Here is a 15,930-nt window from a genome sequence, read left to right on the forward strand (position 1 = left end):
ACGTTATGGTACACGAATAGCGGCCGTGACTACTGGTCGCGGTCGAGTGCTTTCAACGAGGCCATTCCATGTACGATCTGGGTACGGAGTTTGGAAACGCGACGGTGGACCCCGGGACGAACATCCTGATCGCCGGGCCGCCGCTGTCCGGCAAGCGCGAGCTAGCGATGCGTGCCCTCGAAACCGGGGCCGAGCAGGGAGAGGGATCGATCATCGTCACGACCCGGGACAACTCGGACCGCGTCCTGACGGACTTTCGGTCCGTGCTCACCGACCCCGACGACGCACACATCGGCGTCGTCGACTGCGTCACCAAACACCAGGGCCAGTCGGCCTCGGACACGGACGTCGTCAAGTACGCGTCCTCGCCGGTCGACATGACCGGCATCGGGATCAAGTTCTCCGAGTTCGTCGAGGAGTTCTACCGAAATCGCAACAGCAAACGCAACCGGGTGATGGTCGACTCGCTGTCGACGCTCCTGCTCTACTCGAACCTCCAGACCGTGTTCCGGTTCATGCACGTGTTCACCAGTCGCATCGAGAACGCCGACGCCGTCGGTATCCACGTCATCGAGTCGACCGCACACGACGAGGAGACGATGAATACACTCATCCAGCTGTTCGACGGCGTCGTCCGCACGGCGGAGGACCGCTCGGTCACCCTCCAGTTGCCCGGCGTCGAGACCGAACCGGCCGGTCCCTGATCCCGAGCCCGTCCCTGCGTCCCGGTCGCCAGCAGTCTTTTGGTCGCGCCCGGCCTCGGTTCTCGTATGCCAGTCGAGACAGACGACGAACTCCGTGCGATACTCGACCTCGAAACGATCGCCGTCGTCGGCTGTTCGTCGACCACCGGCAAGGCCGCCCACGACATCCCCGCGTATATGCAACGCCACGGCTACGAGATCGTCCCCGTCAACCCCTACGCCGACGAGATTCTGGGTCGGACCGCCGTCGACTCGCTGGCCGACGTGGATCAGGCTATCGACATCGTCGACGTGTTCCGGCCCAGCGAGGAGGTGGCCGGCATCGTCGACGCGGTCCTCGACCGGGACGACGTGCAGGTCGTCTGGACCCAGTTGGGAATCGAGGACGACGACGCGGCCGCCCGCGCCGAACAGGCGGGGCTCAGGGTGGTGCAAGACCGGTGTCTGAAAGTCGAACACCAGCGGCTCGTCTGAGTCCGACGTGATCGTCGGTCAGTCCTCGGGTTCGGCCGCGCTTCCGCCCGCCGCGCCGCTGGTCTCGGCGCTTTCCTCGGCGTCGACCTCCTCGATGGCGGCCTCGGCGAGGACTTCGTCCACGTCGATCCCCTGCTCGCGGGCCATCCGTTCGATCAGCACGCGCTGTTCGTCGAGGTCGTGTTCCATCGCGTCGACCTGCTCGCTGGTCTGTTCGACTTTCGACCGGAGGTCGTCGACCTGTGCGCGCAACTGATTCATCTTCTCGTAGAGGTCCTCTGCCGCCGAGATCATCTTCTCGATCTTCTTTTTCGTGTCACCGAGTCCGACCATGCCGGAGGGTTTCGTGCGCATACTTGTGGCCGTTTCGGCTGGCCGCGACAACGCCGCGGTTAAGTCCGGTCGCCTGCCAGTACAGGTATGGACGACCTCCGGATCGCCCCGCTCGTCGGTATCGTCGGCTGTCTGGCCGTCCTCCTGGCCCTCGGTGCGCCCTACCTCCTCCTCGAGGACGCCGGCGGCGTCGGCCTCTACTACGGTTCGGGCGCGGTCAACCCCCTGCTGGCCGGACTGTTCGCGATGATCACCCTCATCGCGCTGGCCGCCGGGCGCGAGGGCCGCTCAGACCCGGCGATGGCCGCTGGCGTCGCACTCGTCCTCGGTGTGGCCATCACAGCCATCGCAGTCGCGTGGGCACTGACCGTCCGCGTCGACGTGGTCGCCATCGACACCGCCCACCGCTGGGTCGTCGCCGGCGCGAGCGTACTCGCCCCTGCCGGTTCGGCCTGGTTCGCTCGTGCGCTCGGGCTGTTGTGAAGGGACGTTTCGGTGGGTCGGACGAGTTTCGACCCCGTGGAAACCGGACGACGGGAGCGCATCCGAAAGGCCCTTATGGGGCTCCGGATTAGGAGGGAGTGGACTAGGTCGGGCAGTTAGGCCCTGCTCAGAACCCGCGATATGGTCTTTAGCGGGGACCGAAGCTCGGGGGCGTCCGGTCAGACGGACGCGGGCCCCGCAAGCCAACTTGGAAGCCTCGTCCTGCGGGGGCGGCGGTCCCCACGGGCTCGCCTGCAGGGGCGATCCGGTGGGGTTAATCGGAGATACCCCGTCAGGCGCGGAAGCGAGCAGCGGATCACCGGACACCCGTCGCTCGTAGGGTCGCGGGGTGGAGGAGGCACGCGGGATTACCCGCGCCCGAACGCCGGGCAATCCCGAGGTCCATTCCATTCATCCTAAATTTTTACTTCGGAGGGTGCGCTCCGCGCACCCCCGCTCGCAAAAATTTAGTACAAAAACGATCCGGACGCTCACTTCGTCGCCGGACTACGTCCGGCTGCCCGGGGGACCTTCGGTCCCCCGCTGTTCGCGTCCGGAGAACCGGCGCGCTTCGCGCGCCGGATGCTGGCGCTCCCACAGCCGATCGCAGACGAGCAAGATCGCATCACTGGCAGAACTTTCCGTCGCCACCAGTGACATATCCACATCAAGCAATTCTTGATGTGCATGACTGAATTAGAATTTATTACTTTCGCTTGTTCCGACCCGGACGAACTGGCCACGTTCTGGGCGGCTGCGCTGGACGGCGAGCGCCGAGGACTGCCACCGTCACTCGATCCGGAGATCGTCGACCGGTCCGGTGACGGCCCAGATCTGCTGTTCAAGCAGCAGCCGAAGGGGACCGAACGGGATCTGCCGATCCACCTCGATCTGTCGACTTCGGATCGAGAGGCAACCATCGAACGGCTTCGTGAACTGGGTGCCGCGGTCCGGGAGACGAAAATCGAGGAGTACGAGACACACACCGCGACCTGGACAGTCATGGAAGACCCGGAGGGCAACGGCTTCTGCGTGAGCGAGTACCAGTAACGAAGCGAGTTCGAGGTACTGATCCAACCGACCCAAACCGGCGAAACGGGGACAGAAGGGGCCGCTAGGCCCCACTCCAGCAGGGAGCGGTCGAACCGCAACTAATCGTCCGCAGTGGTCTCTGCAAGCCCGTCGACGTTCTCGATCTGAATGTCCCCGCCGATGGTGCGGTTCGGGTAGGGGATGTCGATCCCTTCCTCGTCGAACCGCTCTTTCACGGCGGTGACGTACTCGCCGCGGATCTTCACGAAGTCCGCACGGCTGGGATTGTCGATCCAGATGCGGGACTGCAGGCCGACCGAGGAGTCACCGAGTTCGGTCAGTCGGACGGAGGGTTCGGGGTCCGACATGATGCCGTCGTGGTTCTCGGCCTCCTCGACGATGATCTCGGTCGCTTTGTCGATGTCGTCGTCGTAACCGATGCCGAACAGGAACTTCAAGCGGAGTTGCTCTTTGGCGACAGGGTTCTTGATGACGCCGCCAGTCAGCTGGGAGTTCGGGACCGTCAGGAGTTCGTTGTCGAACGTGCGGACCCGCGTGACGCGCAGGGAGATGTCCTCGACGACGCCCGAATAGTCGTCCCACTCGATCCAGTCGCCGATGCGGAAGGGTTTGTCCGTGTAGATGAACACGCCGGCGACGAAGTTGGCGAGCACGTCCTGCATCGCGAAGCCGATGGCCAGCGTCGCGGCCGCACCGATGGTCGCGATGGCGGTGAGGATGTTGCCGTAGCCGGCGAAGGTGAAGGCGATGGCGACGGCGGCGAAGGCGGTCACGATCCGCACGAGCTTCACGAGCGGCTTGCGTGCGTGTTCGTCGAGGTCCCGCCGTTTCAGGACCCGGTTGATCAGGGGGACGACGAAGATCCGGCCCAGCAGGTAGAGGACGAGAAAGGCGACGAGAAACGTGATCGCTGCACCCACTGCTCCAGCAGCGGGGACGCCGACCTCGGCGAGCCGGTCGGCGAGAAACGTGTTCGCTGACTGGAGCGGCATCACCGTTCGATCACCGCCGTGTGGCCCCGGGTCCGGGCGAGGTCACCGCTGACTCGCTCGGCCAGCTCCGCGGCCAACTCTTCGGTCGTGGTCCCCCCACGCGCCGCACGGAGGAATTTGACTTTCACCATGTCGCGGTCGTCGAGCTGGTCCGAGAGCTCCTCGACGACGGCGTCGACTCCGTGCTTCCCGACCCAGACGGTCACGTCCAGGTCGTGCATCCGCCGGCGCTTCTCCTGTTCAGTCATGTCGTCTTCACTATACGGCAACCGTTCTTAAAAGCTATCACCGACGCATCGTGTGGGAGCGGGACTCACGTCTGCGTTCGGTCGGCCCGACCCGGTCAGTACGGGTATCTCGCGTGCCCGCCACAGTCACACGTGATCACCACGTGACCGTCCTGGGTCCGGACGCGGGCGTTCACGCCGGGCTGGAGGTAGGCGTCACAGCGGTCGCAGGTGAACCGCTTGAAATCCTGCGGGAGCGAGAGCCGGTTGCGCTCGGCGACGCGGCGGGCGCGACGGACGTACGCCCGGGCGCGGTCGGTCTCGCCAGCCGACGTGGCGGCTTTCGCGAGCGCCTGCAGGCGCTCGATGCGCTCGGCGGCCAGTTGCTCCTCGCTGGGCATATCAGTGACTCACCGGTCGAGACAGGGTATAGGTTCCGTTTGCCGACACGGTGACAGCACGTCACGGCCTTTCGGTACGGTTTTCTCGGACGGTCGTCTCGGCTCACCCGTGCAGGCGTTCGACTGGCTCACGGTCGGGAGGTGTGGGGTGGGTTCGGGCGGAGTTGAAACATATATATCATGAACTCGTCGATGACACAACGTATTAGAGACCGGTCGCCGAACGGTTCAGCGATGGGTCGGACCGTCGCCGTCTTCACAGACACGTATCTGCCGACGGTCAATGGCGTGACCTACACGGTCCAGACGTGGCGACAGCGCTGGGCGGAGCGCGGCGGACGGATGCCGATCGTCTATCCGGGGGCCGACGACTACGAACCCGCAGACGACGAGTTCCCGGTCAGGAGTTTCGAGTTCCCGTTCTACGACGAGTTCAACGCCGCGATGCCGCGCGTCCCCGACGACATTACGGCGGCCGAACCCGACCTCGTCCACACTCACACGCCGTTCCTGCTGGGGCTCAGCGGCCTGAAGTTCGCCCGGAGCAACGGCATCCCGCTCGTGGCCTCTTATCATACACCCACCGCCGAATACGCCGACTACATCGCGGAGGGGTGGCTCCGGTCACCGGTCGAGCGGGCGGCGCGGACCTACGAGAAGTGGTACCTCAACCGGGCGGAGATGGTAGTCGTTCCCAGTGAACCCGCCCGCCACCACCTCCGAGAGATCGGCGTCCGGACGGCGGTCGAAGTCGTGCCCAACGGGGTCGACACCGACCGCTTCGGGCCGGTCGACACGAGCCGGTTCGTCGAGGCTCACGATCTCGACACCGGGAAGCCACTCGTCGGGTACACCGGGCGGCACGGATTCGAGAAGCAGCTCGACCTCATCGTCGAGGCCACCGACGGGATGGACGTGACCGTCGTATTCGGCGGCGACGGACCGGCGCGGGACCGACTCCAGCGGCTGGCCGCCGACGCCGACGTGGACGCGCGGTTCCTCGGCTTTCTCGACCGCGAGGACCTCCCCGCCTTCTACAGCGCGCTCGACGTGTTCGCGTTCCCCAGCCCCGTCGAGACACAGGGACTGGTCGCGCTGGAGGCCAACGCCTGTGGGACGCCGGTCGCGGCGGTCGACGCCGGTGCGCTCTCCGATACCGTCGTCACCGGCGAGACCGGGTACCGTGCGCCGCCGGGCGACGCCGAGGGGTTCCGGGCGGCCATCGAGCGGACGCTCGCCGAGCGCGACGCGTTGAGCGAGCACTGTCTCGACCGCCGGGATGCCATCAGCGTCGATCACGCGGTCGACAAGCTCGCGGACGTGTACGAGATGTTGTTATAGCGGTCCGGCGAGCCGAACTTCGAGTCTCGTATCGCATTGGGGTTTCATTATCGTGGCCTGTCTCGACCCGACGAGTCGACGGAACGGGCGATCATGATGGACGATCCGGAGCGGCGGCGGGCGATCCGACTCGGAGTGGCGTCGCTGGCGGCCGTGTCGATGGTCCTGCTGGCCACGAACGTGGTCTTGATGCTCTCCGCTGACGTGGCGGAGGTGACGTTCGCGTTCTGGCTGATCGCGCCGGCGGCGATCGTCGGGTTGCTGACCGCGGTCGCCGTCTGGGTCCGGGCCGACCGCGACCGCGCGACGTACCTCACGCGTGTCGCGGTCTGGGCCTTCCTCGGTGCGGTCGCGCTGGGTGTCGGCGGCGCGCTGAACGGCTACCTGAACGCCGTCGAGGGGGTCGGGATGGGATCGGTGGTGGAACTGTTCGTCGGGTGGGCGGCCGGCGGTCTGCTCGACGGCGGCCTCATCGGCCTCTACGACGCCGAGCGCCGACTCGAACGGGAGCGAACCGAAGCGGCCCGCGAGGAAGCCGAACAGCTCGCGGCGGGACTGTCCGTCGTCAACCGCGTCCTCCGGCACGACCTGCGCAACCACGCGACCGTTCTCGAGGGGCAGGTCGACGCGCTGGACGCCGAGGGTGAGGGGGTCGACACCATCAGACGACACGTCGACCGGATCGTCGAGTTGGCCGAACAGGGCCGACAGATGGAGTCCGTCCTGCGGACCGACGACCGGATCGTCACCGACGCGAGCGAGGTCGTCGAGCGTGTCACCGAGGACCTCGATACCGTCCACGCGAACGCGTCGATCACGGTCACCACTCCCGAGTCCGCGCCGGTCACCGTCGGCCGGATGTTCGAGGTCGCCGTCGAGAACGTCGTCGAGAACGCGATCGTCCACAACGACAGTCCCGAGCCGACCGTCGACGTGACCGTCACGAACGGGGACGACACCGTCACCGTCGCGGTGCGCGACGACGGCCCCGGAATTCCGGAGCACGAACTCGATATGCGGGAGTTGCCTGCCGAGTCCGCGCTCGAACACAGCAACGGCCTCGGGTTGTGGCTGGTCGACTGGTTCGTCGAACGGTCCGACGGCGACCTCGACATCGAGACCGACGGCGACGGGAGTCTGGTCCGAATGGTCCTGCCCCGTGCTTGAGCGGTAGCTGGTGGACGAATCAATAAAAAAAGACGGCGTCGCGAGCGGCGTCAGTCTTCGAGCGCGTCGGCGATCCGGTCGAGCGTCCGGCGCACGTCGTGGACCTCGTCGCGGAGTTTGCGGACCTCGCGGGTCAGTTCCTCGTTGTCGCTCCCGCTTTCCTCGCGGCCGGGACCACGGCCTTCACCGCCGGGACCGCCAGGACCCATGCCGCCGGGGCCGCCACCGCCGGGACCCATGCCGCCGCCGGGGCCGCCGCCCATCATGCCGCCCATCATCTGTGCGAAGGGGTTGCCGCCACCGCCCATGCCGCCGGGGCCGCCACCGCCGCCCATCATCTCTTCGAGCCGCTCCTCGCGGCTCATGCCTTCGCCCTCTTCGCCCTCGCCTTCCTCGGCTCGCTGCTGGCGGATTTCCTCGACCCGCTCGCGGAAGGACTTCTCTTCGCCCTCGCCCTCGCTCTCGGGCGCGTCGCTCTCTGCTTCTGTCTCGTCCGAAGGATCGTCTTCTGCCATGGGTCCCGGTTCGGGAGCGGCTGGGAAAAGGATTGTCGTGTCCGACGACTCAGGTCGGCACGGACCCCAGCCGGCGGGCCAGCCGCGAGATACCGGCGACCGCACCAAGGAGCAAGGCGAGGTTGAACGCGGCCATCACGACGGGCTGGTACCCGGCTCCGACCCAGACCTCGATGGCCCGGGTCGCGCTCAGGTAGAACTGCGCCGTCGCCCAGATCGCGGCGACGACCAGAAGCACCAGCGCGCCCCACTGGAGCTGTTCGAAGACACTCATCTCGCCGTCCATCGGGTCGGGCGCGTCCGACCCCGCTGGCGACTGATCGGCGATCGGTGCGTCGTCGGTCGTGTCGGTCGACTCCGTCATTGGAACCTCCGTGCGTAGATGGCGACCACGAGGACGGCGAGGGCGGCGACGCCCACGCCGAAACCGGGACCGGCGCTGCTCGTGGTCCGTTCGTCAGGTTGGCTCTCGGTCCGCTGGACACCCTCGTCCGTCTCGAAGTCGCTCGTGTCGAGCGTGTCGGTCGTCGAGTTGTTCGCCTCGACCGTCACCGTCCGGTTGGGGTTCAGCGTCGCGGCGGCCTGGGCCGTCCCGATCAGCACGCCGTCGTTCTGGACGATAGCCATCAGCTTGTAGTTGTAATCGTCGGGCACCGTCAGCAGCGTCGAGGGCGTGGCCGTCCGTCCTGGCCGAATCGACCCGACCTGCCTGACCTGCCGATCGGCGATGATGTTCGAGTCGGCCTGCCGCGCGAGGAAGGTGATCTTCAACTGGTCATTGGCTGCGTCGCCAGTGTTGGTCAGGTAAGCGGTGACGTTCAGCGTGGCCGACGCGCCCTCGGTCTCGGTGATGGAGAACTGGATCGGAGGCAACTGGCCGGAGCCGAAGCCCTCGAAGCTGTGGAACTCGACACCGGTCCGGGCGTACGCCGGCTGGAGACCGCCGACCCCGCGAACCGTCTTCGTGCCCGAGGCGACCCGCTCGCCGTCCTGATAGACGACGGTCTCGATCCGGTAGTCGCCGTCGCGGTCGACGCTGATGTTCTGGACGACCGGCACCTCGCGGGTCCCCTCGACCGAGCCGACTTCCTCGGTGGTCTCCGCGGCCACCAGATCGGTGTCCAACTCGACCGCACGAACCAGCACCGTCACGTTCTCCCCGGGACCGCCGTCGTGCGAGAGGCGACTCCGCACGGACAGCGTGGCGGTCCCGCCGGTCACGTCGCCGGCGGCGATGGTCTGTTCCCGTACTGTGAGTTCGGAGGGCGGCGGATCGGGCGTCGCGTCGGCCAGCGCACCCGGCGCGACGGCGACGAACAGGGCGGTCACGACGAGGACCGCCCCCGCCGCGCCCACGAGTTTCGTTTCACGCTCCATACACGACGGTCCGCGTTCCCCGGTAAGTGTTTTGTGTAGAACACGATCAACGAGAAGGAATCAGGAAACCGAATCCACCTGCATCACTTCCTAGTTTCTGGCGGCCCTGAAGACACTACCGAGAATATCTGAGTTCTCGGACCCCACCCATCTCACCGAGTCACTGGGAGTCCGAGCAATCATTTCACTCGGAATCGCAACACTCTGTCTATGTGTCGGTGGGCTATTCATCCTTCTATCGTTTTGATTCTGAACTATACTTGTCCAACTAATATTATATTACATGAAACGAGCCTAGTACTCAGGTTATGATGAACGACCTTTCGCGCCGATCCATTATCTACTCCCTGGGCATGATGGGCGTTTCCTACGGATTCACAAACGGAGTCAGTGCATATTCACGGCAGTCTGGTAAAACCTGGCCGGAACTCGGCTATGATGCAGCGAATACATCGTCAGTCCCTAATCGAACGGTTCCCAGGGGGGCCGTTTCGGCAACCTGGCAATTTGAAATGGAGAAGCCGATCGAGTCCGCTCCGGTGATTGCCGATGGGACGATGTACGTCGGGTGTTACGACAACAAACTCTATGCCATCTCAACTGCCGATGGAACTGAGCAGTGGCACTTCGAGACTGGCAACGATATCACAACGACGCCAGCGGTCGCGGACGGCACTGTCTACGTGACAAGTACAGACCACTCTCTCTATGCGCTCGACACGGAGAGCGGAGCGGAAGTTTGGTCACGGTCTCTGGGATTGCTCACACTCTCTTCGCCCACCGTCGTTGGTGACACTGTCTTCGTCGCAAGTGACGGTCGAACTGTCCATGCGCTCGCACGCTCGGACGGTTCTGTTCGCTGGTCTGAACAGTTTCAAGATGGAATCACTGAGATTGGTGGGCCGAATGAGTCCTCAGTAGCGGTCGCTGAAGGAACGGTTGTTGTGAGTGGTGGGACACGAACGATCACGGCCCTCGATTCGGCAGACGGGACCCCCCGTTGGGAGTACGAAACAGGCGACACAGTTGTCTCAGTCCCTGCAATCAACGGTGACCTGGTCTTTATCGGCAGCGATGATCAGAGAGTCTACGCACTCGCAACTGCTAGTGGGAATAAGCAATGGACCTTCGAAACGGATGGTCCCATCCGTTCCTCGCCAGCCGTCACTACTGATCGTGTATTCGTTAGTAGCGGCGACAGTCATCTGTACGCACTGTCTATCGACGACGGAACTGAGCAGTGGAACGTTCGGCTGCACGATCAAGCCGGCGGCATCCCGTCCTCACCTGTTGTGACAAAGGAAACTGTGCTGGTTGGTGACGCATTTGGCCGACTTCATGCTGTGTCGACGGATGGGGTCAAACGCTGGCAGCATCAGGTGGGGGGCTGGGTCGACAGTTCACCAACGGTGGCCCATGAGACCATCTATGTTTCTGACTACACGGAGCAACGCGTTTCCGCCCTGGTTGCAGGCGCTGCTGTCTCCAATTCCGGAGATAACCAATCTGCGAGGAACAGTAACAAATCGGGAACAGGAACAGGAAGATCTCCCACGGAAACGTCAGCTGGCTCTGGTTCGGGGTTTGGCGTGCTAGCAACGTTAGCGGGTCTCGGCCTCGTCGGATGGAAGACCTTCGTCGACCGGGTTCGGTCTTAGGTTACGTGGATAGGAGTTCAGTATTGGGCCGACAAATCAGAACGCGCCGAGGCTGGTCTGGAGCTCCCGATCCGTACCGCCCGACGAGATGTCGTAGCCGACCAGATCGCGCATATCCACGGCGAAGGTCGTCCCGCCGTTGTCGAGAACGAGGATCCGGCCCTGGGTGCCCCGAACGGTCCCGGTCAGGAGCGTTTCGGCAACCGGTCGGTCGGCCAGTGTGAATCCGTAGTCGAAGTCGTAGGTCTCGTTTGGGTCGTGGTCGGCCAGCAGATCGCGCCAGGCCGACTCGTCCACGTCGCGGTGGAGGCCCTCGATCTTCGTCGGGACGCGTACCCGGTCGCCCACCTCGCGGGCGATGTCGGCCTCGACCTGCCGGGCGATCCGGCCGTCGGCGACCGTCCGGAGGTGGGCCGCCCTGTCAGCCCCCTGCTCGCGCAGGCGGGTGTCGAGTCGCCACGACCGGGTGACGCCGACCTTGAACGTCGATGGGGCGAACGCGGCGAGATAGACCGCGTGTTCTTCCCGGCAGGACGGGAGCGGGAGGTCACAGTTCCCGACACAGCGGGCACAGGCCCACCGGCTCGTGTGGTCGTCGCAGTACGGTGCCGTCGGGTTCGAACAGGCCTCGTGGGTGCCGTCGCTGATCGTCCCGGCACAGTGGCGGTCGTCGAGGGTGTAGGCGAGGTCGGTCCCCGGCGCGAGCGAGAGCCGGTCGAGTCCCTCGGCCGTGGACAGTTCCAGTGCGGCGTCGCGCTCGTCGCCGACACCCGTGTCGTACCCGACGATCTGCACGCACCCGCCTACGAACCGGGCGATAAAAGGACTGCCGTTGGGCGTTTTCAGGAACTAATGCTCCCGGACGAGTTCCTCGGCGGCCTTCCGGACCGCGTCGTCGCTGGACCGGTCGGGCTTCCAGCCCAGCGCCGCCAGTTTCTCGATGGACAGCCGCATCCGGGGTACGTCGCCCACCCAGCCGCGGTCGCCGCCGGTGAACTCGTAGTCGGGATCGAGGCCCATCGCGTCGCTCACGATGTCGGCGATGGTCGTGACCGACGTGGTGGTCCGGGTCCCGAGGTTGTAGACGTTCAGGTCGTCGTCGGCGTTCTCGACGACGTGACACATGGCATCGACGCAGGATTTGACGTGCATATACGACTTCTCCTGGCGGCCGTCGCCGAGAATCTCCAGGCTGTCGGGGTTCGCCCGGAGTTTGTGGATGAAGTCGGGGATCACCGCGCCCTTCTGGAGGCGCGGGCCCACGATGTTGGCGAAGCGGTAGACCCACGCGGTCATCCCGTAGCTCTTGGCGTAGACGGAGATGAGCGACTCCTCGGAGAGCTTGCTCGCGCCGTAGGCCGAGATCGGCTCCATCGGTGCGAAGTCCTCGGGCGTGGGCCGAGGCGCTTCCCCGTACACGGTCGAGGAGGAGGTGAAGGCGATGTTGTCGACGCCGACTTCGCGCATCCGTTCGAGTACGGTGAGCGTCAGGTCGCCGTTGAGTTCGTACTGGGCGCGCGGGTCGTCGGTGTCCACGGTCCGGTCGGCCGCGAAGTGGAACACGCCGTCCAGGTCCTCGGTGATGACCTCTTTGGCTACCGCGGGGTCGGTGAGGTCCCCCTCGACGAACTCGACGCCGTCGGGCACCCACGAGGGATCGCCGTTCGAGCAGTCGTCGACCGCCCGTACGTCGTTGTCCTCGACGAGCCGTTCACAGAGATGTGAGCCGACGAAGCCCGCGCCGCCGGTCACCAGGAGGGATTTTCCTGTCAGGTCCATACCACCCCTGCGAAAGGACCCGTCAAGATACTTGTGAATGGTGCCAGCGCTGCCACGCGTTTTCCGTCGGCCAGGCGGGGGCGACCGCAATCGTTGCCATTCGGTCACTACCCGTCGCCAGCCCGCAAGTAGCCTTATTCCATCCCCACGTGCAGCCGGTACACGTCGCAGGTGTGCAGATGATTGCAGGAACGCGAACGAACGGACTCGACGCCCAGTGTCGACGAACGACCGGCAAACCGGCCACGGAGCGGCGATGATCGGACCGTGCGAGTGGCTGACGGCCCGGACGAACGAGCGAACGCTCGCGCGATTGACTCTTCTGTTCGCGGCCGGTGTCGTGGTGCTCGGTGCGGGCGTCGCCTGGTACGTCGGGAGCGTCGGCCTCTCGATGGGTGCGATGGCCTACGACAGCGACGACCGGACGGTCGTGATCGAGGAGCGCGAGCGGGCTGCCTTCGCCGCCCACTACGACGCGGACGACGAGGTGGGCTGGTGTCTCTATGGGACGACCAACGAGACACACGTCCGCATCGACGAAGTGGTCCCCGCGGCCCCGGTGAGTCAGGGGTCGGAACGCGTCACGTTCACCTGCGTTCCGGAGACGGCGGGCCAACTGCTCGCCGGCGAGAACGCCGACTTCCTGGGCACGGTCCACAGCCACCGCGGCCACGACGGGAGCGAACTCAGCAAGATCGACATCGCACTGTTCGGTCGGCTTAGTCCCTTCGTCGAAGTGATGGGCGTCTACACCGAAACCGACGGCCCCGCGTTCTTCACGACCGGCAGTATGACCGACCCGCTCGATACGCGGGTGATCGGCAACGCGACCGAGACACGGCGAGAGCGCGGACGGCGAAACGAATCGACCCGAACCGTCAGCGGATCGGCTGGCCCTGCCGTTCGAGATAGACCGCGGTGAGGTAGCCGCCGGCCGCACCCAGCGCCGCGGGGAACAGGACGCCGCCGAGCAGGACGATCGACGCGAGGTCGTTCGCCGTCGGCAACACGGCGGCGAACAGCCGCGAGCTGAACGGCATCGTCACGACGATGGTACTCAGCGGCAACAGAATCGTGAGGAAGATCACGCCGGTCGCGTACCCGAGGACGATCCGTGCCCCGAACTTCGCGGCCTCCAGCTTGGTGGTGATACTGTCGCGGTCGAGGTACGCACGCAGGAAGCCGGCCAGCACCGTGACCAGCGCGACGGCGATCAGGATCACGGTCCCCTGCGTCCCGAAGCCGGGCTCGAACTGGATCGTCGAGAGAAAGCCCGCGATGCTGGCGACGAGTTTCTGTGGCACCGTCAACGCGAGTTCCTCGGCCATGGTACCCGCACCGGCAGCCGCGGCCTGCTGCTGGATTTCCTGCAGTTGGGCCTGTGCCTGATCCGGTACCGGATCGAACAACAGGAAGGTGACGACCAGGCCGCCGGCCACGCCGGCCCACCCCGAGAGCCGGCTGGTGAAGCCGGTGTCGTCGTCGAACGCGTAGACCGACAGGCCACCGATCGCGCCGATGACCGCGGGCACGACCAGCCCGACGACCAGCAGACGGCCGACGAGTTCTTCGACGCCGAAGACGACCCCGATCAGCAGTACGACGGGGAAGGTGCCCGCGACGACCGCCATCCCGGTCGTCGCGTGATCGACCAGTTCACCGTCGAGCGCGTAGTTTCGTGAGAGGTACCGCCCACCGATGTAGAGGACGAACGGGCCGAGGAAGTACAACAGCAACAGCGCCGCGTCCGGGTTGGTCTGGAGGAGGTCGATGGTGTTCCCGAGTTCCTTCTCGACCGACGGGTAGTCCGACGGATCGACGTCCGACAGCGAGTCGAAACTCGCGCCACGGAGGAAGGTCGTGACGATGGCGTCGGCCGAGCCAAAGCCCGCGACGACGAAGTACAGCGACGCCGCGGCCGCCAGCGGCTCGAAATCGAGGAAGATCAGCGCCGCACCGGCGAGCAACCCGAACGGCAAGAGCACGGACGCCGTCCCGAAGACGGCACCCGCTGTCAGCGGGAGGTCGGCCAGCGAGTCCTGAATCTGGTCGGCCAGTCCCTGCTGTTGCCCGACCGCGTTCCCGCCGGGACCGCCCATCTGCCCCTGGGCCGGTTTTTGTCCCTGCGTGGACTGTTGCCGATTCGAGTCCACGGGGTCACCCCCGTCCATCGCCGCCACGTTCCCACTGGCCTCGATGGCCGCCCCACACGACGGACACGACGACGCGTCCGCCGCGACATCACGTCCGCAATCCTGACATTCCATGGATTCAATGAGTATTGAAATCTGATAATAAGGTGGCGGAATCAGCCTGAGGTGGGAATCGTCCACACAGCACAGGAGGAGCGACGAGCGACTCAGAGGTCGTCGCGAAGTGTTGCCCCGTAGGTCACGTACAGCACGGCCGCGGGACCCGTCACGACGAGGCCTCCGAGATGCCACAGAATCTGGCTGAACGGGTTAGGTGGAGCGAGCACCGTCGCCGCGATGAACGATCCGAGCGTGGCGAGGGCACAGGTCGTCACGAGTCGCTCGCGCCGGGTCTCGGGCGCACGTTTGGCGAACAGCACGTCGGCGCTTGTCAGGTAGGTCGCGACGATCATCACCGCCCAGAAGACGACCATCGCCGCCAGAATGCCGATTTCCGGGATCGAAGATACGGAGAGCGGGCGCATGGAGGTTCCTTTCCCGGTGGCTGTGTAACTCTTTGCATCGTCGGAGCGAGCACGGCCGGCGGTACGCTGGTGGGAGCGAACGCGGCGGTCGACGGATCGAAACCCCCTAACCGGGGTAGCTGTTTCTGTGGCGTATGCAGGGAGATCCCGAGGTCGCGGTGCTCAGACTCGGCCACCGGCCGGGCCGGGACGAGCGGATCACGACCCACGTCGGGCTGACCGCGCGGGCGCTGGGGGCCGACCGCGTGATCCTCGCCGGCGACGGCGCGAGCCGGGCCGACACCGTCGAAGACATCACCGACCGCTTCGGCGGCCCCTTCGCCGTCGACACCGTCGACTCCTGGCGGCCCACCCTCCGGGACTGGGACGGGGCGGTCGTCCACCTCACGATGTACGGCGAGGAGGTCCAGACCGTCGAAAGCGAGATCCGAGAGGCCCACCGCGAGCGGCGGGACCCGCTGCTCGTCGTCGTCGGCGCGGAGAAGGTCCCCTTCGACGTGTACGAGACCGCCGACTGGAACGTCGGCGTCACCAACCAGCCCCACTCCGAGATCGCCTCCCTCGCCGTGTTTCTGGACCGCCTGTTCGAGGGCCGGGAACTCGATCGGGAGTTCGAAGACGCCGAGAAAGTGGTCGTCCCGCAGGCGGTCGGGAAACGAGTCGTGGACGCCGGTGACGAGTGAGCGACGATCGCGGGCGCACCCGAGGGGAGGCCACGTCGGAATCCGGTTCGGTGCTTTTAAACGAAC

Annotated in this window: 20 protein-coding genes and 1 other RNA gene; 10 read left to right on the forward strand and 11 right to left on the reverse strand. The window is 65.5% G+C overall.

Going from position 1 to position 15,930, the window contains the following annotated elements:
• Window positions 1–68: 68 nt before the first annotated feature.
• Together BMX17_RS12415 and BMX17_RS12420 are read left to right on the forward strand one after the other, a co-directional pair.
• Window positions 69–704, forward strand: a complete 636-nt coding sequence (locus tag BMX17_RS12415; protein WP_092660487.1) for an RAD55 family ATPase — start codon at window positions 69–71, stop codon at window positions 702–704.
• A 66-nt stretch (window positions 705–770) separates the two neighbouring features.
• A complete protein-coding gene (locus tag BMX17_RS12420) occupies window positions 771–1,178 on the forward strand; it encodes a CoA-binding protein (RefSeq protein WP_092660489.1) in 408 nt (135 codons plus the stop codon).
• Between the two features lie 18 nt (window positions 1,179–1,196).
• Here the strand turns inward: BMX17_RS12420 and BMX17_RS12425 are convergent, their stop codons facing one another.
• A complete protein-coding gene (locus tag BMX17_RS12425) occupies window positions 1,197–1,532 on the reverse strand; it encodes a DUF5798 family protein (protein ID WP_244515005.1) in 336 nt (111 codons plus the stop codon).
• Window positions 1,533–1,598: 66 nt separating this feature from the next.
• Here BMX17_RS12425 and BMX17_RS12430 point away from each other — a divergent pair, with 66 nt between their 5' ends.
• From BMX17_RS12430 to BMX17_RS12440, 3 genes are all read left to right on the forward strand, one after another.
• Window positions 1,599–1,994, forward strand: a complete 396-nt coding sequence (locus BMX17_RS12430; RefSeq protein ID WP_092660491.1) for a DUF7548 family protein — start codon at window positions 1,599–1,601, stop codon at window positions 1,992–1,994.
• Between the two features lie 96 nt (window positions 1,995–2,090).
• Window positions 2,091–2,402: signal recognition particle sRNA (gene ffs, locus BMX17_RS12435), an RNA gene on the forward strand.
• Between the two features lie 279 nt (window positions 2,403–2,681).
• Window positions 2,682–3,044, forward strand: a complete 363-nt coding sequence (locus BMX17_RS12440; RefSeq protein ID WP_092660493.1) for a VOC family protein — start codon at window positions 2,682–2,684, stop codon at window positions 3,042–3,044.
• Window positions 3,045–3,145: 101 nt separating this feature from the next.
• On the opposite strand, the gene BMX17_RS12445 is transcribed toward BMX17_RS12440, so the two are convergent.
• The 3 genes from BMX17_RS12445 to BMX17_RS12455 form a co-directional block, all read right to left on the reverse strand.
• Window positions 3,146–4,039: a mechanosensitive ion channel family protein gene (locus BMX17_RS12445; protein ID WP_092660495.1), complete on the reverse strand. Its 894-nt coding sequence runs from the start codon at window positions 4,037–4,039 to the stop codon at window positions 3,146–3,148.
• Window positions 4,039–4,287 (reverse strand): YhbY family RNA-binding protein, encoded by a 249-nt coding sequence (locus BMX17_RS12450; RefSeq protein WP_092660497.1) that lies wholly within the window; start codon window positions 4,285–4,287, stop codon window positions 4,039–4,041. Before BMX17_RS12450 ends, BMX17_RS12445 begins: the two co-directional genes overlap by 1 nt.
• A gap of 95 nt (window positions 4,288–4,382) precedes the next feature.
• Window positions 4,383–4,667: a ribonuclease P protein component 4 gene (locus BMX17_RS12455; RefSeq protein WP_092660499.1), complete on the reverse strand. Its 285-nt coding sequence runs from the start codon at window positions 4,665–4,667 to the stop codon at window positions 4,383–4,385.
• A gap of 234 nt (window positions 4,668–4,901) precedes the next feature.
• Here BMX17_RS12455 and BMX17_RS12460 point away from each other — a divergent pair, with 234 nt between their 5' ends.
• Together BMX17_RS12460 and BMX17_RS12465 are read left to right on the forward strand one after the other, a co-directional pair.
• Entirely contained in the window at window positions 4,902–6,008 is a 1,107-nt protein-coding gene (locus tag BMX17_RS12460) for a glycosyltransferase (RefSeq protein WP_092660501.1), read from the forward strand.
• Between the two features lie 93 nt (window positions 6,009–6,101).
• The gene (locus BMX17_RS12465; protein ID WP_092660503.1) at window positions 6,102–7,175 is read left to right on the forward strand and encodes a sensor histidine kinase; all 1,074 of its coding nucleotides are present in this window, start codon (window positions 6,102–6,104) and stop codon (window positions 7,173–7,175) included.
• Window positions 7,176–7,225: 50 nt separating this feature from the next.
• Here BMX17_RS12465 and BMX17_RS12470 read toward each other — a convergent pair whose 3' ends face one another.
• From BMX17_RS12470 to BMX17_RS12480, 3 genes are read right to left on the reverse strand one after another with little or no spacing between them, the layout of a single operon-like run.
• Window positions 7,226–7,690, reverse strand: coding sequence for a hypothetical protein (locus BMX17_RS12470; RefSeq protein WP_092660505.1), 465 nt, complete (start codon window positions 7,688–7,690; stop codon window positions 7,226–7,228).
• A 49-nt stretch (window positions 7,691–7,739) separates the two neighbouring features.
• The gene (locus BMX17_RS12475; protein WP_092660507.1) at window positions 7,740–8,054 is read right to left on the reverse strand and encodes a DUF8060 family membrane protein; all 315 of its coding nucleotides are present in this window, start codon (window positions 8,052–8,054) and stop codon (window positions 7,740–7,742) included.
• A complete protein-coding gene (locus BMX17_RS12480; RefSeq protein WP_092660509.1) occupies window positions 8,051–9,067 on the reverse strand; it encodes a DUF7490 domain-containing protein in 1,017 nt (338 codons plus the stop codon). Before BMX17_RS12480 ends, BMX17_RS12475 begins: the two co-directional genes overlap by 4 nt.
• A gap of 308 nt (window positions 9,068–9,375) precedes the next feature.
• Here BMX17_RS12480 and BMX17_RS12485 point away from each other — a divergent pair, with 308 nt between their 5' ends.
• Window positions 9,376–10,725, forward strand: a complete 1,350-nt coding sequence (locus tag BMX17_RS12485) for an outer membrane protein assembly factor BamB family protein (RefSeq protein WP_092660511.1) — start codon at window positions 9,376–9,378, stop codon at window positions 10,723–10,725.
• 36 nt (window positions 10,726–10,761) lie between these two features.
• Here BMX17_RS12485 and BMX17_RS12490 read toward each other — a convergent pair whose 3' ends face one another.
• Complete coding sequence (locus BMX17_RS12490; protein ID WP_092660513.1) at window positions 10,762–11,520, reverse strand: DUF2797 domain-containing protein; 759 nt, start codon at window positions 11,518–11,520, stop codon at window positions 10,762–10,764.
• Window positions 11,521–11,574: 54 nt separating this feature from the next.
• The gene (locus BMX17_RS12495) at window positions 11,575–12,504 is read right to left on the reverse strand and encodes an NAD-dependent epimerase/dehydratase family protein (protein WP_092660515.1); all 930 of its coding nucleotides are present in this window, start codon (window positions 12,502–12,504) and stop codon (window positions 11,575–11,577) included.
• A gap of 256 nt (window positions 12,505–12,760) precedes the next feature.
• On the opposite strand from BMX17_RS12495, the gene BMX17_RS12500 reads away from it, so the two are divergent.
• Window positions 12,761–13,426: a hypothetical protein gene (locus BMX17_RS12500; RefSeq protein ID WP_139203505.1), complete on the forward strand. Its 666-nt coding sequence runs from the start codon at window positions 12,761–12,763 to the stop codon at window positions 13,424–13,426.
• Here BMX17_RS12500 and BMX17_RS12505 read toward each other — a convergent pair.
• A complete protein-coding gene (locus tag BMX17_RS12505) occupies window positions 13,383–14,771 on the reverse strand; it encodes a DUF7978 family protein (protein WP_092660520.1) in 1,389 nt (462 codons plus the stop codon). The genes BMX17_RS12500 and BMX17_RS12505 overlap by 44 nt on opposite strands.
• 92 nt (window positions 14,772–14,863) lie before the next feature.
• A complete protein-coding gene (locus BMX17_RS12510; protein ID WP_092660522.1) occupies window positions 14,864–15,181 on the reverse strand; it encodes a hypothetical protein in 318 nt (105 codons plus the stop codon).
• 134 nt (window positions 15,182–15,315) lie between these two features.
• On the opposite strand from BMX17_RS12510, the gene BMX17_RS12515 reads away from it, so the two are divergent.
• The gene (locus tag BMX17_RS12515; RefSeq protein WP_092660524.1) at window positions 15,316–15,864 is read left to right on the forward strand and encodes a tRNA (cytidine(56)-2'-O)-methyltransferase; all 549 of its coding nucleotides are present in this window, start codon (window positions 15,316–15,318) and stop codon (window positions 15,862–15,864) included.
• Window positions 15,865–15,930: the final 66 nt, after the last annotated feature.

The sequence above is a fragment of the Halorientalis persicus genome (assembly GCF_900110215.1).
Lineage (GTDB): Archaea > Halobacteriota > Halobacteria > Halobacteriales > Haloarculaceae > Halorientalis > Halorientalis persica.

Bases quoted from the DNA above. Each gene is read 5' to 3' on its own strand.
- BMX17_RS12420 (WP_092660489.1), top strand. From the start codon at position 771: ATGCCAGTCGAGACAGACGACGAACTCCGTGCGATACTCGACCTCGAA.
- BMX17_RS12495 (WP_092660515.1), bottom strand. From the start codon at position 12,504: ATGGACCTGACAGGAAAATCCCTCCTGGTGACCGGCGGCGCGGGCTTC.
- BMX17_RS12450 (WP_092660497.1), bottom strand. From the start codon at position 4,287: ATGACTGAACAGGAGAAGCGCCGGCGGATGCACGACCTGGACGTGACC.
- BMX17_RS12470 (WP_092660505.1), bottom strand. From the start codon at position 7,690: ATGGCAGAAGACGATCCTTCGGACGAGACAGAAGCAGAGAGCGACGCG.
- BMX17_RS12505 (WP_092660520.1), bottom strand. From the start codon at position 14,771: ATGGAATGTCAGGATTGCGGACGTGATGTCGCGGCGGACGCGTCGTCG.
- BMX17_RS12415 (WP_092660487.1), top strand. From the start codon at position 69: ATGTACGATCTGGGTACGGAGTTTGGAAACGCGACGGTGGACCCCGGG.
- BMX17_RS12485 (WP_092660511.1), top strand. From the start codon at position 9,376: ATGATGAACGACCTTTCGCGCCGATCCATTATCTACTCCCTGGGCATG.
- BMX17_RS12510 (WP_092660522.1), bottom strand. From the start codon at position 15,181: ATGCGCCCGCTCTCCGTATCTTCGATCCCGGAAATCGGCATTCTGGCG.
- BMX17_RS12460 (WP_092660501.1), top strand. From the start codon at position 4,902: ATGGGTCGGACCGTCGCCGTCTTCACAGACACGTATCTGCCGACGGTC.
- BMX17_RS12515 (WP_092660524.1), top strand. From the start codon at position 15,316: ATGCAGGGAGATCCCGAGGTCGCGGTGCTCAGACTCGGCCACCGGCCG.
- BMX17_RS12480 (WP_092660509.1), bottom strand. From the start codon at position 9,067: ATGGAGCGTGAAACGAAACTCGTGGGCGCGGCGGGGGCGGTCCTCGTC.
- BMX17_RS12465 (WP_092660503.1), top strand. From the start codon at position 6,102: ATGATGGACGATCCGGAGCGGCGGCGGGCGATCCGACTCGGAGTGGCG.
- BMX17_RS12475 (WP_092660507.1), bottom strand. From the start codon at position 8,054: ATGACGGAGTCGACCGACACGACCGACGACGCACCGATCGCCGATCAG.
- BMX17_RS12500 (WP_139203505.1), top strand. From the start codon at position 12,761: ATGATCGGACCGTGCGAGTGGCTGACGGCCCGGACGAACGAGCGAACG.
- BMX17_RS12440 (WP_092660493.1), top strand. From the start codon at position 2,682: ATGACTGAATTAGAATTTATTACTTTCGCTTGTTCCGACCCGGACGAA.
- BMX17_RS12445 (WP_092660495.1), bottom strand. From the start codon at position 4,039: ATGCCGCTCCAGTCAGCGAACACGTTTCTCGCCGACCGGCTCGCCGAG.
- BMX17_RS12425 (WP_244515005.1), bottom strand. From the start codon at position 1,532: ATGCGCACGAAACCCTCCGGCATGGTCGGACTCGGTGACACGAAAAAG.
- BMX17_RS12430 (WP_092660491.1), top strand. From the start codon at position 1,599: ATGGACGACCTCCGGATCGCCCCGCTCGTCGGTATCGTCGGCTGTCTG.
- BMX17_RS12455 (WP_092660499.1), bottom strand. From the start codon at position 4,667: ATGCCCAGCGAGGAGCAACTGGCCGCCGAGCGCATCGAGCGCCTGCAG.